15 protein-coding genes are annotated in these 14,014 nt (G+C 62.0%); 7 read left to right on the top strand and 8 right to left on the bottom strand.

What is annotated here, in order from left to right; genetic code table 11:
- Positions 1-15: 15 nt before the first annotated feature.
- Positions 16-1,008 (bottom strand): ABC transporter ATP-binding protein, encoded by a 993-nt coding sequence (locus QP934_RS00365; RefSeq protein ID WP_419126487.1) that lies wholly within the window; start codon positions 1,006-1,008, stop codon positions 16-18.
- Between the two features lie 44 nt (positions 1,009-1,052).
- On the opposite strand from QP934_RS00365, the gene QP934_RS00360 reads away from it, so the two are divergent.
- Both QP934_RS00360 and QP934_RS00355 read left to right on the top strand, forming a co-directional pair.
- Positions 1,053-1,922, top strand: coding sequence for a biotin--[acetyl-CoA-carboxylase] ligase (locus QP934_RS00360; RefSeq protein ID WP_419126486.1), 870 nt, complete (start codon positions 1,053-1,055; stop codon positions 1,920-1,922).
- A gap of 24 nt (positions 1,923-1,946) precedes the next feature.
- Positions 1,947-2,387, top strand: a complete 441-nt coding sequence (locus tag QP934_RS00355; RefSeq protein WP_419126485.1) for a hypothetical protein — start codon at positions 1,947-1,949, stop codon at positions 2,385-2,387.
- Here QP934_RS00355 and budA read toward each other — a convergent pair.
- A complete protein-coding gene (gene budA / locus QP934_RS00350; RefSeq protein WP_340419279.1) occupies positions 2,365-3,096 on the bottom strand; it encodes an acetolactate decarboxylase in 732 nt (243 codons plus the stop codon). The genes QP934_RS00355 and budA overlap by 23 nt on opposite strands.
- 79 nt (positions 3,097-3,175) lie before the next feature.
- Here budA and QP934_RS00345 point away from each other — a divergent pair, with 79 nt between their 5' ends.
- Both QP934_RS00345 and purE read left to right on the top strand, forming a co-directional pair.
- Positions 3,176-4,291 (top strand): 5-(carboxyamino)imidazole ribonucleotide synthase, encoded by a 1,116-nt coding sequence (locus tag QP934_RS00345; protein WP_419126567.1) that lies wholly within the window; start codon positions 3,176-3,178, stop codon positions 4,289-4,291.
- A 24-nt stretch (positions 4,292-4,315) separates the two neighbouring features.
- Positions 4,316-4,816, top strand: coding sequence for a 5-(carboxyamino)imidazole ribonucleotide mutase (gene purE / locus QP934_RS00340; protein ID WP_337887992.1), 501 nt, complete (start codon positions 4,316-4,318; stop codon positions 4,814-4,816).
- A 200-nt stretch (positions 4,817-5,016) separates the two neighbouring features.
- Here the strand turns inward: purE and rbsD are convergent, their stop codons facing one another.
- The 6 genes from rbsD to QP934_RS00310 are packed head-to-tail and all read right to left on the bottom strand — an operon-like array spanning position 5,017 to position 10,684.
- A complete protein-coding gene (gene rbsD / locus QP934_RS00335) occupies positions 5,017-5,391 on the bottom strand; it encodes a D-ribose pyranase (RefSeq protein WP_259885378.1) in 375 nt (124 codons plus the stop codon).
- Entirely contained in the window at positions 5,384-6,292 is a 909-nt protein-coding gene (locus QP934_RS00330; protein ID WP_005322518.1) for a ribokinase, read from the bottom strand. Before QP934_RS00330 ends, rbsD begins: the two co-directional genes overlap by 8 nt.
- Positions 6,289-7,203 carry a substrate-binding domain-containing protein gene (locus QP934_RS00325; RefSeq protein WP_419126484.1) on the bottom strand — a complete coding sequence of 305 codons (915 nt, stop codon included), beginning with the start codon at positions 7,201-7,203 and terminating at the stop codon, positions 6,289-6,291. The genes QP934_RS00330 and QP934_RS00325 overlap by 4 nt, the downstream gene beginning before the upstream one ends.
- A gap of 12 nt (positions 7,204-7,215) precedes the next feature.
- Positions 7,216-8,157: an ABC transporter permease gene (locus QP934_RS00320; protein WP_337887990.1), complete on the bottom strand. Its 942-nt coding sequence runs from the start codon at positions 8,155-8,157 to the stop codon at positions 7,216-7,218.
- On the bottom strand, positions 8,154-9,698 hold the full coding sequence (locus QP934_RS00315; RefSeq protein ID WP_419126483.1) for a sugar ABC transporter ATP-binding protein: 1,545 nt from the start codon (positions 9,696-9,698) through the stop codon (positions 8,154-8,156). Before QP934_RS00315 ends, QP934_RS00320 begins: the two co-directional genes overlap by 4 nt.
- On the bottom strand, positions 9,695-10,684 hold the full coding sequence (locus QP934_RS00310) for a LacI family DNA-binding transcriptional regulator (RefSeq protein ID WP_419126482.1): 990 nt from the start codon (positions 10,682-10,684) through the stop codon (positions 9,695-9,697). Before QP934_RS00310 ends, QP934_RS00315 begins: the two co-directional genes overlap by 4 nt.
- 130 nt (positions 10,685-10,814) lie before the next feature.
- Here QP934_RS00310 and QP934_RS00305 point away from each other — a divergent pair, with 130 nt between their 5' ends.
- From QP934_RS00305 to QP934_RS00295, 3 genes are all read left to right on the top strand, one after another.
- Positions 10,815-11,258 carry a YdcF family protein gene (locus QP934_RS00305; protein WP_408920423.1) on the top strand — a complete coding sequence of 148 codons (444 nt, stop codon included), beginning with the start codon at positions 10,815-10,817 and terminating at the stop codon, positions 11,256-11,258.
- 195 nt (positions 11,259-11,453) lie between these two features.
- Complete coding sequence (locus tag QP934_RS00300) at positions 11,454-12,353, top strand: aldose epimerase (protein ID WP_419126481.1); 900 nt, start codon at positions 11,454-11,456, stop codon at positions 12,351-12,353.
- 11 nt (positions 12,354-12,364) lie between these two features.
- Entirely contained in the window at positions 12,365-14,014 is a 1,650-nt protein-coding gene (locus QP934_RS00295) for a sodium:solute symporter family protein (RefSeq protein WP_419126479.1), read from the top strand.

Here is a 14,014-nt window from a genome sequence, read left to right as displayed (position 1 = left end):
GCGCCCTTCGCGGGCCTAGTCCTGCGCGATGCGGCGGCCCGTTTCTGGATCGAAGCGGTGGGCCTCGCGTGGATTGAAAGTCAGTACGACCTCCTCGCCGCGCTGTGGCGGGGTGCCTTCGGCGCGAGCAACAAAGCGGTTTTCGCCCACGGTGACGTAGACATAAGACTCGACGCCCAGCTCTTCCACGATGTCTACGACGCCTTGGAAGCCCACCGGTCCCTTATTGATAAACATCTTTTCTGGGCGCACACCTACGCGGCCACCGTTGTAGTCAAAGATATTCATGGCTGGCGAGCCGATGAAACCGGCGACGAATTCGTTCGCGGGGGCGTCATAAAGCTCGCGCGGCGGAGCTACCTGCTGCAGCTCGCCGTCCTTGAGTACCGCCACGCGGTCGCCCATGGTCATAGCTTCCACCTGGTCGTGGGTGACATACACCGTCGTCGTACCCAGGCGCTGCTGCAGGCTGGCCAACTCCGCGCGGGTCTGCACGCGCAACTTGGCATCCAGGTTGGAAAGCGGCTCATCCATGAGGAAAGCCTTCGGCTCGCGCACAATGGCCCGACCCATGGCCACTCGCTGACGCTGACCGCCCGAAAGATCTTTCGGCTTGCGCTTGAGGTACTCGGTCAGGCCGAGCGTTTCCGCCGCCTGGTGTACCTTGGCCTTGATTTCGGACTTGGGGAGCTTCGCGAGCTTCAATGCAAAGCCCATGTTTTCCTCCACCGTCAGGTGCGGATAGAGGGCGTAGTTCTGGAAAACCATGGCGATATCGCGATCGCCCGGTTCCAGGTTGGTCACATCCTTGCCATCGATGGTGATGCGGCCGCTGGATGTAGGTTCCAGACCCGCCAAGGCGCGCAGCGTGGTGGACTTGCCGCAACCTGAAGGGCCAACGAGTACCAGAAATTCGCCGTCCGCGATATCGAGGTCCAAGTCCTTTACCGTGGGCGCGCTCGCACCGGGGTAGGTGATGTTGACCTTTTCAAAAGTGACCTTTGCCATGCGCAACACACTAGCACCATTGGTGGCCGGTATCCTTGAAGCTTATGACTGCACTTGATTTGGAACGCATTCGCACCGCGCTGGCAGACGATTTCACCACCATCGATTTCGTGGAAAAGACCGGCTCCACCAATACCGATTTGATGCAGGCCACCAACGTTGCGGATGGCACCGTACTACTTGCCGACGAACAACTTTCCGGCAAGGGCCGCCTCGGTCGCACTTGGACCGCGCCGGCCGGCTCCCAGGTAATCTTCTCCGTGCTCTTGCTGCCGGAATCCCTCGAGCACTTGGGCACCTTGCCGCTGGCCGCGGGCCTTGCGGTGACCGATTCGATCGAGGGCACCGTGCTCAAATGGCCAAACGACGTGCACATCGACGGCAATAAATTGTGCGGCATCCTCGCCGAGGCCGGTCCTGTGGGCCAAGCTTTCAAAGCCGCGCCGAAGACCGAGCTCACCAAGGTGGAGGTAGGCAAGGCCGAGGTTAATAAGGCTGAGGTCAATAAAGCTGAAGTCAACAAAGCAGAGGTCAATAAGGCCGTAGGTAGTGCCGCACCTTCTGCGCGCGTCGTCGTAGGCATGGGCATCAATGTCACCCTGACGCGTGAGGGCCTACCGATTGAAAAGGCCACCTCGCTCGCGCTCGAAGGCCGCGATACCGACCGTACCGAGCTGACCATTACCGTGTTGAAGAACCTGCGCCGCCGCATCGCGCAGTGGGAGAACCAAGATCCGCAGCTTCTGCGCGATTACCGGGCAGTCTGCTCCTCGCTGGGCCAAGAGGTACGCCTAGAGACTCCGTCCGGCGATGTCACCGGGCACGTCGATGGCATCGGCGAGGACGGCCGCATCATGGTCGCCGGCGAATACTACTCCGCAGGCGATGTCACGCACCTGCGCCCACAACAGTAGACACGCGAGGTAGCATCCGTAGCTATGGGACTAATGAAGATGGGCCAAGGTGAGGTCAAGCGCGCGGATGTCTCCGCGCCGTTTCGCGCGCTGATTTTCCCCTTCCTCGAACTCATCCTTATCACCGGCCTGCTGTGGATCGCCATCGGCTGGTGCGATGTCCAAGCGGTAGACCCGATGCTGCGCAACGGCCTCGTCGTGGTATGGGCACTGCTGGGAATCTGGCGCTTTGTCATTCCCCTTTATAAGGCTCGCCGCAAGCGCTTCATCGTGACTAATAGGCGCGTCATCGCGCGCGAGGGCCGCAATATCGATTCGATTCCGCTGCAGGATATCCGCGGCGCCCGCAAGCGCCGGGGCGGGGTGTCCCTAGCGATTCACGGCTGGGACCGGGCGATGTATTTTCCCAATGTGGCCAAGCCCAAGCGCGTGGCAGAGATTATCAATGATCGCCCTTGGTTTTAACCTCGGTGGTGTGCAGCTGGCTATCTAGATCCTCGGGGGAGAGGTTGGCGCGGCTGAATTCCTGTGTCAACGGCAGGCGCAGCTCTAGGTCGGAGGCGGGGCAGAGCTCAACCGTTGCCTTATCCACTACGTAGTCCAGCACGTGGCCACCGGAGGTGCGGGCGGCGTCGATAAAGTGTACGTGGCAGCCTGGTACCGAGATTCCCTTTTCATACACGGGGGTGCGGAAGCCGCCGATGATGCCCTCGACGTCCTTAAAATGCAGCTCCTTGTCGCCGCCAACGGCCTCGGACATTGGAGGGTAGGGCTTTTCTTGCTTGACTACCGTGCGGGTGGTTACCTCCTTGAACGTGCCCGCGATGCGCACCGCGTACATGTAGTTAGCGGAGGGCTCGAGCTTATCGATAAACTCGGAAAGTTGATCGCGGCGCAGGCCCGCGGGGGCGTCGGCAGTAATGCGCGGGACAAAGTTCGTGGCCACCGCGTAGGGCGTGCGCTGATCCAAGTCCGCAATCTGCGCGGAGCCATCGCCACGCAGTTGGTAGCAGGTGCCATCCAAGATGATCATCTCACCGTCGAGGCCATCAAAGGTGCCTAGGCCGAAGTTGCCCTTGCCTAGCAGTTCTGAAATGGTCATTTCGCCGTCATAAATGCCGTCCAGCAAAGCGGTCATGAGTGAGTTTTGGAAGATGGTATGACGAGTGAACATAGTATCCAGGCTAGTATTGGGGGACGTGAGTGACTTAAAGCCTATTGTAACTGTTTGTGGCGACGGCCAGCTGGCCCGCATGATGCAGCCGGCCGCCGCGGAACTCGATATTCACCTGCGGATTCTGGCTAGCAAGCCGGATTCCTCGGCCGCGCAGGTCACCCCGGACGTGGTGCTGGGGGATTACACCTCCTTGGAGGAGCTGCGCGGCGTGGCAGAGGACGCGGATGCCATTACCTTCGAGCATGAGCATGTGCCCAACGAGCACTCCGCCGCGCTTATCGACGCCGGATTTAACGTCCAGCCCCAGCCCACCGCTCTTATTTACGCGCAGGACAAGCTCAAGATGCGGGAAAAGCTCGCCGCGCTTGGCGCTCCCGTGCCGCGCTTTGCCGCCATTGACTCGGTGGCCGATGCCCGCGCCTTCTTCGACGCCGTCGATGGCCGCGTGTGCCTTAAGGCCCGCCGTGGGGGATACGACGGCAAGGGCGTGTGGTTCCCTACGGCCGAAAATTGCTATGAGCTGGTCTCCGAGCTACTCGAGGCCGGAACCCCGCTGATGGCAGAGGAAAAGGTAGAACTTACCCGCGAGCTTTCCATCCTCGTTGCCCGTCGCCCTTCCGGCGAGGCTAAGGTGTGGCCGATTACCCAGTCCCGCCAGGAAAACGGTATTTGTGCCGAGGCTATCGCTCCCGCCCCCGGCCTCGCACCGGAACTCGCCCAGCGCGCTTCCGAGTTGGGTCTCACCATCGCCGAGTCCCTCGGCGTGACCGGTGTGCTGGCCGTCGAACTCTTTGCCTTCGACGGCCCCGAGGGCGAGGATATCTCCGTCAACGAACTGGCCATGCGCCCGCATAACACCGGCCACTGGACCCAGGATGGCTGTGTCACCTCGCAGTTTGAGCAGCACTTGCGCGCCGTGCTCGACCTCCCCTTGGGCGCAGTCGACACGCTGGCGCCCGTGACCGTGATGGCCAATGTCCTAGGTGCCGACGAGGATCCCGCTATGCCTATGCCGGAGCGCGTTCGTGAAGTAATGGAGCGCTATCCGCAGGCCAAGATTCACCTCTATGGCAAGGATCACCGCCCTGGCCGCAAGATTGGCCACGTCAACGTCACTGGTGAAGATACCGACGAGACCCTGACCATTGCCCGCCAGGCCGCACACTTCCTCGTGCACGCCAAATGGGCTTAAATTCCTGCCTGTAGAAAGGACATTATGCAACCGCACGTAGGCATCATCATGGGCTCCGATTCCGATTGGCCCACCGTTGAACCCGCCGCTCAGGTCCTCGCGGACTTCGGCATCCCCTTCGAGGTCGGCGTGGTCAGCGCCCACCGCACCCCGGAAAAGATGCTGGCTTATGCGAAAGAAGCCCATACCCGCGGGATGAAGGCGATTATCGCCTGCGCCGGCGGTGCTGCGCATCTTCCAGGAATGGTCGCCGCGGCCACGCCGCTGCCGGTCATCGGTATCCCCCGCGCACTGAAGGATCTCGATGGCCTCGACTCCCTCCTATCCATCGTGCAGATGCCCAGTGGCGTGCCGGTAGCCACCGTCTCCATCGGCGGTGCAAAAAACGCTGGCCTGCTTGCTGCGCGCATCCTCGGCGCTGGCGATCCCGCCATCCAAGACAAGATGGTGGATTACCAAAAGCACATGGCCGAAGAGGTCGAGCAGAAGGATAAGAACCTGCGCGACAAGCTGCTGGGAGAGTAGCTCTTCGGAACAGGGGGTGAATGAGGCAAGCACGTTTTAGCCACAACCGCGGAGGTTTTCGGCAAGACGTGCTTGTTGTGTACTGGTGCATCCAGTGGGGTGGAGGAGAGAGCGCCTTAAACTTTCGGGCGGGGAATTGCTTCAAATGGGGTAGGGCGAGGAAGAAGTTCTGGTCTTCCGCGCTGTAGCGTCGACGAATGCTAGAAGGGCACGCCGGAGCGCAAGATGACATTGGCAAACGGCGTCGTGGAACCGGTACGCACGACGAAGGAAGCGCGGGCGACCTCGCGCTTGAGGTCATCGTGGGAGACCTCGGTAAGCGGTACCGCGGGAAGCAGGGAGCGCACCTCGGGCGGGGTGGTATCGGCGATGGTCCCGGCTTCGACCACGACCTCCTCAAGGAGGGCGGCCAGGGTATCGGCAAAGGTGGGGATGCCGAAGGTCAGCGTGAGGTCGATGACGGGAACATCGTGGGGGATGGGAAGGCCGCAATCAGCGATGACAAAGGTATCGGTGTGCCCGAGGCGTGCGACGGCGCTGGTGAGCGCGGGATTGAGCAGGCCGGATTTACGCATCGGTGACCTCCGGCAGGGCGGATTCGGTGGTGGGGTAGGACGGTTGCGCGCCGTTGCCGGTGGCGGCGAAGGCGCCGACGCGGGCGGCGAAAGTGGCGGCATCGACAAGCGAGGCACCGGTGAGGAGCTGGGCGCAGAAGGCACCTGCGAAGGCATCGCCGGCGCCGGTGGTATCCACGGCAGTCACGCGCGGGGTGGGGATATCCGTGCCGCCCTCCGGGGTGGCTACGTAGGCGCCGTGGGCGCCGAGGGTCAGCACGACGGACCGGAAGCCGGCCTCTACTAGGCGGTGGGCGAGCTCGCGCGGGGCGCCTTCAGATGGCAGCCCGAGCTGGTCCAAGATGAGCCCGGCCTCGTGTTCATTGGCTAGTAGGGGATTGGCCTGCAGAAGCGAGTCACGGTCGACCTTGACCACGGGCGCGAGGTTGACCACCACTCGGCCTTGGGCCGCCTCGACCGCGGCCTGGAAACCGGAGGCGGGGATTTCGCCCTGGAGGAGGACTACATCGGCATCGGCGATGGTGGAAGCGCGGGAGGAGACAAAGGGGGCGTCGACAAGCGCGTTGGCACCGGGGGAGATGACGATGGTGTTCTCGCCATCGGCCGAGACAGTAATGACGGCGAGACCGGTATTGGTATCGGCCTGCTCCACAGCGCCGAGATCGATGCCGGAGGTGCGCATATAGTGCATGGCAGGCTCGGCATAAGGATCGGAGCCGACCGCGCCCACGAAGGCCACAGTGGCGCCCAGCTGTGCGGCCGCGACAGCCTGGTTAGCGCCTTTGCCCCCGGCCAAGATGTCGCCGCCAGAGCCCAGTAGGGTCTCGCCGGGTTGCGGGTGGCGCTCGGCGTGCACGATGAGATCGGCATTGATGGAACCGACAACGGTTAGCTTGCTCATTGGAAATCCTCCACATTGTCGCGGGTGACGGTGATGACCTCGACGGGGACGTTCTTCTCCGCCGCGCCACCGTGCAGGAGCGCTGCGGCTTGTTCGATGGCGCGGGCACCGAGCTCTGCGGGCTGTTGGGCGATGGTAGCTTCTAGCTTGCCATCTTTGACCGCCTTGAGGCCATCGAAGGTGCCGTCAAAAGCCACCACCTTGACCTCAGAGCCGGCCCGTGCCCCCAAAGCTTCGACCGCGCCGAGCGCCATTTCATCGTTCTCTGCAAAGATGGCCTTGATATTCGGGTTGGCCTGCAGCAGGTTGGTGGCGACGTTGAGGCCTTCCGTGCGGTCGAAATTCGCCGATTGCTTGCCGACGACCCGAATATCCCCATACTTCGCAATCTGCTCTTCAAAGCCCTTACCGCGCTCGCGCGAGGCGGAGGTACCAGCGGTGCCCTGCAGGATGAGGATATCGCCCGTTTCCCCGATGGCCTCGGCGAGCTTATCTGCTGCCTGCGCGCCGCCGGCGACGTTATCGGAGGCCACCATGGAATCCAGTTCTACGCCGTTGACGTCGCGGTCCACGCCGATGACGGGCACGCCGTCATTTTTGATGCCGCGCACGGCTGGGGCTACGGCATCGGAATCGGTGGGGTTGACCACGACGACCTTGGCGCCCATCGAGGTGGCATTGCCCAGCTGATTGACCTGCTGGGCGGGGTCATCGGAGGCGTCTTGGATATCGAGCGGAACGCCGAGTTCCTTGGCCTTATCCTGCGCGCCGTGGCGCAGTTCGACGAAGAAGGGGTTGGTCTGCGTGGACAGCGCTAGAGTAATGCGGTTGCGGTCTTCTTCCGAGCGATTGCACGAGGCAAGGCCCAGCGCGAGGGCCGGCACGAGGAGGGTGGCGATGAGCTTTTTCATGGCGGGTGCTCCTTAGTTGGCCGTCTTATTGCGGATGACGTCGAAGCCGACGGCCAGCGCGATGACTAGGCCGATGACGATCTGCTGCCAGAAGGAGGAGACGTTGAGCAGGTTCAAGCCATTGCGGATGACCGCTAGCAAGATCGCGCCGACTAGAGTGCCAGTAGCCTTCCCCTGACCACCGGAGAGTGAGGCGCCGCCGATGACGACGGCCGCAATAGCATCGAGCTCGTAGCCGGTGCCGGCCTGCGGCTGGGCGGATTCGAGGCGGCCGGCCATGACCATGCCGGCCCAGGCGGCGAAGAAGCCGGAGAGCGCGAAGACGGCGATCTGGATGCGTTTGACCGGCAAGCCCGAGAGCCGGGCGGCCTCCAGGTTGCCGCCGATGGCATACATGGAACGGCCGAGTACCGTGCGCTCAAGGATGAACCAGCAGATGAGTCCAGCGATCACCATCATGATGATGGGCACGGGGAAGCCTGCGATATCGCCGCCAAAGGCGTTAACGGCTGGCGCGGTTTCAATCGGCGAGCCCTGGGAGATGACCAGGGTGAGGCCACGGGCGATGGACATCATGGCCAGCGTCGCGATGAAAGAGGGGATCTTGCCCCACGCGGTGGCCATGCCGCAGATGGCTCCGGCCAGCGCGCCCACGAAAAGGCCGAGGAGCAGGGTAAGCCAGCCAGGCAGCCCCGCGGTGGAGAACATATAGGCAGAGACCATGGCGCCGAGCGCGGCGACCGAGCCCACTGAGAGGTCGATGCCGGCAGTGACGATGACAAAGGTCATGCCGAAGGCCAAGATGGCCACCGTGGCGGCCTGGATGCCGATATTGAGCAGGTTCGCCACGGTAAGGAAGTATGGCGTAGCGATAAACAGCGCGATGCACAGGGCAATGAGGCCGACGAGCGCGCCATTATTCATCGCCCAGTTAACTACTCGATTCTTGGTCATGCTTCATCCTTGGGGTTGGTGCCGGCAGGTGCGGCAGCAGAGGCAGAGGTAGCGGAGGTCACGTTAGATACGGCAAAGGCCATGACCTCGTCTTGAGTGGAGTCCTTGGGGAGCTGGCCGGCGAGTTGGCCGCCGGACATGACGAGGATGCGGTCGGACATACCGAGCACCTCGGGCAGATCAGAAGAGGCCATGAGAACGGCGCCGCCGGCCGCGGTGACCTCATTGATGATGTTGTAAATCTCTACCTTGGCGCCGACGTCGACGCCGCGGGTGGGCTCATCGAGGAGGAGGACCTTGGAGCCGGCCAATACCCAGCGGCCAAAGACCGCCTTTTGTTGGTTGCCGCCGGAAAGGTTCCGAATGGGCTGGGAGAGATCGGCCATGCGAATGCGCAGCTTCTCTGCTACGTCACCGGCGCGGCGGCGTTGGCCGCTGCGGTCTGCCAGCCCTGCCTTAGCGGTGGGGTAGAGGGTGGCGAAGCCGAGGTTATCGCCCACGGAGGCATCTAGAACTAGCGCTTGGGACTTGCGGTCTTCGGGGATATGACCCACGCCGGCGCGGATGGCGGCACGGATATCGCCGCTGCGCAGCTGCGTGCCGTCGACGCGGATGGTGCCGGAATCGTATGGGTCAGCGCCCGCGATGGCGCGGATGATTTCGGTGCGGCCGGCGCCTACGAGCCCGGCGAGGCCGACGACTTCGCCGGCGTGGACGGTGAAGGTGACGTCGTGAAAGGCGCCTGCGGAAGTCAGCTCGGAGACTTCCAGCAGGGCCTCACCGCGCTCAGGCGGAACCTCGCGCGGGTACTGATTGTCAATCTCGCGGCCGACCATGAGCCGTACCAGCTCGTCTTCGTCCGTATCGGCTGGGACCTCGGCGATGAAAGAGCCATCGCGCAGCACGCTGATGGTCTCTGCAATGCGCGCCAGCTCCTCCAGGTGGTGGCTGATAAAGACCATGGCCACGCCCTTGGCCTTGAGCTCCTCGAGCACGGCAAAGAGTGCATCAACTTCCTTGCCGGTGAGCGCGGCTGTGGGCTCGTCCAGGATGAGAATGCGCGCGTTCATAGACAGTGCCTTGGCGATTTCTACGAGCTGCTGCTTGGCCACACCCAGCTCACCCACCGGCATGTCTAGGTCCACGTCCAAGCCGATAAGGCGCAGTGCCGCTTGGGCTTGTGCCTTGAGGTGCTTGCGATTGACCAACCCGAAGCGGCGTGGGGTGCGCCCGAGCATGATGTTCTCGGCCACGGACATGGTGGGCACAAGGTTGAGCTCTTGGTGAATGGTGGCGATGCCCAGCGCCTCAGAGGCTTTGGTATCTGGGATTTTTACCTCTGTGCCATCTACCAGGATGCGGCCGGAATCTGGTTCGTGCACGCCGGCAATCATCTTGATGAGGGTGGATTTTCCCGCGCCATTTTCACCCAACAAGGCCTGCACCTGGCCGCGGCGGACGGTGAGGTCTACCCCCTTAATAACCTCCACCGGTCCGAAGGACTTGGTGACATTGTCTAGGCGCAAAACGCAGTCACTCATGGCGTGGTCCCATCGAGTCGGTGGGCGGTGGACATGCGCGGGATGTAGCGGGTTTCTAGCACCTCGCCTTCCGGTTGGTGCTTATCATTGATGGCCGCGATGAGCTTGGCCGTGGCGGTCTCGCCCATTCTGGCCACATCTTGGTCTACCACTGAGATAGGGAAGGGTTGGAAGCGCAGGTAGATGAAATCATCGAAGCCGACGAGCGCGATTTCTTCTCCGATGCGCTTGCCCGCATTATGACAGGCCTCCAGCGCGCCGGCCGTCATCATGGAATCTCCGGCAATGAGCGCGGTGACGCCTTCCTGCAGGAGTGCGATAGCACCCTTATAGCCCTCGCGGTGGCGATAGCTGCCGTGGTGGATATGGGTAGGCATACCGCGGGTGGCGGCCTTGAATGCGTGGAGGCGCTGGCGGCCGGTGGAGGTTTCCTGCGGCCCGGACAGGTAGCCGATGTGCGTGTGCCCCTTCCCCTTGAGCTGTTCCACGGCCTGTTGCATTCCCGTGTGCGGGTCTGAGAGCACTGCAGGAATTTGGCCCAGGGCGCGGTCAATGAGCACGAGTGGACGGTAGCTGCGCGCCTGCTCGAGTGCTTCTTCGGCGCCTTCGAGCGGTACGGCGATAATGCCGTCCACCTGGCGTTCCATGAGGGCATCGAGCGCCTTGACCAGCCGCTGTGGATCCTCGCCGCAACTGGTGATCATCGTGGCTAGGCCTTGCTTATCGGCGGCTTCTTCGATGGCTGCGGCCATCGCGGCGAAGTAGGCATTGTCCAGGCTGGGGATAACCAGGCCGATGGCATTGGAGCGGGAGCTGCGCAATGCCCGGGCTTGAGCATTGGGCCTATAGTTGAGCTTGATAGCCGTATCCTTGACGCGTTGGCGCGTGGACTCCGAGATGGCTGGGTTGCCCGAGAGTGAGCGGGACGCGGTAGAAATGGATACTCCGGCAGCAGCGGCCACGTCCTTGAGCGTGGTTCCGGCCATGCTGTCCTCCTTGGTTTGGGCGTGTGAGCCGGTGTCCGGCCCTCCTGGGTGCAATCGATTGCACATTGGAGTTAAAGGTACGGCTATTTCCATCTTCCTGTCAAGAGCTGGCAAGTCTATGCTGGTATCCATGTCTGACCCGCTTCTCGTCTTGGGTTCCCGCGTAACCCATGGCTATCCCGGTGCTATGCTGCGCTCGCGCCTTGATAAGGCATTGGCGCTTTATAGCGGTCAGCGCATCATTGTCTCCGGCCGTGGTGAGGCGGGACCAATGGCTACATACCTCATCGAACGTGGCGTGCCGGCCGAGCGCATTGTGGTGGAACTGGAAGCCACGAGCACTAATGAAAATCTAGAGAATGCCCACCGCTTGGCCCCGGATGCCGTATTGCACGTGGTGACCAATGATTTTCATATCCTGCGCACAGCGTTGTGGGCTTGGCACTTGGGCATTGCCGTGCACCTGCATTCCGCGCGCACCCCGTGGCGGTTGATGCCGCGCAATTACCTGCGTGAAGTCTTGGCTACGCCACACTCCGCGGCGCGAATAGTGTGGCGGCGGATGCAGGGGTAGGGTTCCCGTCCGGTGTGGCGGCCCGCTGTCCACCGGCGCTTCCAACCCCGAAAGAGGTTAACTGGAGGTTAACTCAAGGGCGGTGAGCTGCTGAAACCGTGGGTTTGAGCCGGCAGTTATGCAAACGATTGACCGACGCTTCGCAGTGCTCCTATGCTAAATCCAACGAAAGTTATAGCCAGAAAGGTCTTTGTTATGACCAGTGGAGGAGCGGCTGGCCCTGACGCTGACTACCCCAGCGTCGCACTTGCTCATGGCGATTATGCGGCCGAGATTGGTCTATTCGGCGGTGCACTCAAGGCGCTGACCTATCGCGGTGCGCCCTTGGTAGAAAGCTATGGGGGCAAGCCGCCGCTGATGGCCGGAGTGGTGCTGGCGCCGTGGCCAAATCGCACCGAAGATGGCTGGTTTGAATGGCAGGGGACCGGACACCAGTTGGAGATCGACGAGCCGGAGCGCAATAACGCCATCCATGGATTCGCGGTGGATTGGTGGCGCATCAAGGAACGCTCGGCCAACCGGGTGGCTCTCGCCTTTGATATTGAGCCGCGCCGGGGCTGGCCGTGGGCGATTCAACTAGAGGCCACCTACGCCCTCGATGAGCAGGGATTGCACCACCAGCTGACCGCACGCACCACGGAGCCCGGCGAGGTTCCCTTCGCCTATGGGCTGCACCTCTACCTCTCCCCACAAGGGGCAGGGGCGGAGGAAGCGGTGCTCAGTGTGGACGTCGGCAAGCGCTACCTGCTAAACGCCCGCAACCTGCCTACCGGAAAGACGGAGCAGGTGCGTATCGCTAATCAGCCTATCGCCGAGGTGGACTGGGACGATTGCTTCCACGGCGAAGGCCCACTGACGGCCGTGTATTCGGCCGGTGGAAAGGGCGTGCGCTTGGAGATGGGCGAAGGCCTGAACTGGGTGCAGATGTTTACCCCGGCCGATTTCCCGCGGGCAGGCGGCCCCGGCAAGGCATTAGCCGTGGAGCCCATGAGCGCGCCGCCGAATGCGCTGCGCAGCGGTCAAGACCTCGTGCGCCTGAGCGCTCAGAAACCGCAGAGATTCACGCTGCGCCTTGCAGCAGAGAACAATAATTAGAAAGGTCAGCCATGGAGACTGCTGAATCCGTATTGAGGCTCGATGCCTCCTGGGTGGACTACTTCTTGGTAGCCATCTACTTCCTCTTCGTGCTAGGCATCGGCTGGGCCGCCAAGGCCCGAGTGTCTAGCTCCATCGACTTCTTCCTCTCCGGCCGGGGATTGCCCGCTTGGGTGACCGGCCTGGCCTTCGTCTCGGCCAACCTGGGCGCGGTGGAAATCATCGGTATGTCCGCCAATGGCGTGGAGTATGGCTTCCAAACTATGCACTACTTCTGGATCGGCGCCATCCCGGCCATGGTCTTTTTGGGCATTGTGATGATGCCGTTCTACTACGGCTCCAAGGTGCGTTCGGTGCCGGAGTTTATGCGCAAGCGCTTTGGCAACGCCGCGCACCTGGTCAACGCGATTTCTTTCGCCGTGGCCCAGCTGCTTATTGCCGGCGTGAACCTGTACTTGCTGGCCACCATCGTAGAGGCCCTGCTGGGCTGGCAGATGTGGGTATCGCTCCTCGTGGCCGGACTCATCGTGCTGTCCTATATCACCCTGGGCGGCCTTTCGGCTGCCATTTATAACGAGGTCCTCCAGTTCTTCGTCATCGTCGCTGCACTCGCCCCGCTGACCATCATTGGTTTGAACCGCGTTGGTGGTTGGAGCGGGCTGAAGGACGCGGTGGCCCAGGAATCGCACTTCCACACCTGGCCGGGCACGGATATCTCCGGTTTTGAGAACCCGGTGTGGTCCGTCATCGGCATCGTGCTCGGCCTCGGCTTCGTGCTTTCCTTTGGTTATTGGACCACCAACTTCGTGGAAGTTCAGCGCGCCATGGCCTCGGATTCCATTTCGGCTGCCCGCAAGACCCCGATCATCGGCGCCTTCCCTAAGATGTTTGTGCCCTTCCTCGTGGTCATTCCGGGCATGGTCGCCTCCGTTTCGGTGGCCGATTTGATGGAAGAGCGCGCGGAGCCGAATGACGCCATCCTGCTGCTCATGCGCGACCTTTTGCCTAATGGCCTGCTAGGCGTGGCGATCGCCGGCCTGCTCGCTTCCTTCATGGCCGGCATGGCCGCGAATATCTCGGCCTTTAATACCGTCATCTCCTATGACATCTGGCAGACCTACGTGGTCAAGGACCGCGAGGATGACTACTACCTGAAGTTCGGCCGCATCGCCACGGTTATCGCCACCGCTATTGCCATCTTTACCGCGCTGCTCGCGCAAAACTTTGGCAATATCATGGACTACCTGCAAACCCTGTTTGGATTCTTTAATGCGCCGCTGTTTGCCACCTTCATCCTGGGCATGTTCTGGAAGCGCATGACCCCGCACGCCGGTTGGTCCGGACTCGTAGCCGGTACTGGTTCTGCCATCGCTTTCTGGTACGTCGCATCCTTCACGGACATGATCAACTTGCCCGGCCAAGGCACGGCCTTTGTGGCGGCCGGTGTCGCCTTCGTGGTGGATATCCTAGTCTCCATCGTGGTTACCCTGTTCACCCAGCCCAAGCCGGATAGCGAGCTGGTTGGCTTTGTTTCTTCCGTGACCCCCAAGGATCACTTTGAGGACTACACCGAAAAGTCCTTGCCGTGGTACCAGCAGACCGTCCCGCTGGGCATCATTTGCCTGGTGATGGCCGTAGCCCTCAACGTCATCTTCGCCTAA

The organism is Corynebacterium sp. MSK122 (genome assembly GCF_030229435.2).
In the GTDB taxonomy this organism is placed as follows: domain Bacteria; phylum Actinomycetota; class Actinomycetes; order Mycobacteriales; family Mycobacteriaceae; genus Corynebacterium; species Corynebacterium marquesiae.
Note: the sequence above shows the minus strand (reverse complement) of the source record. Positions and strands in the feature narration are given on the sequence as shown.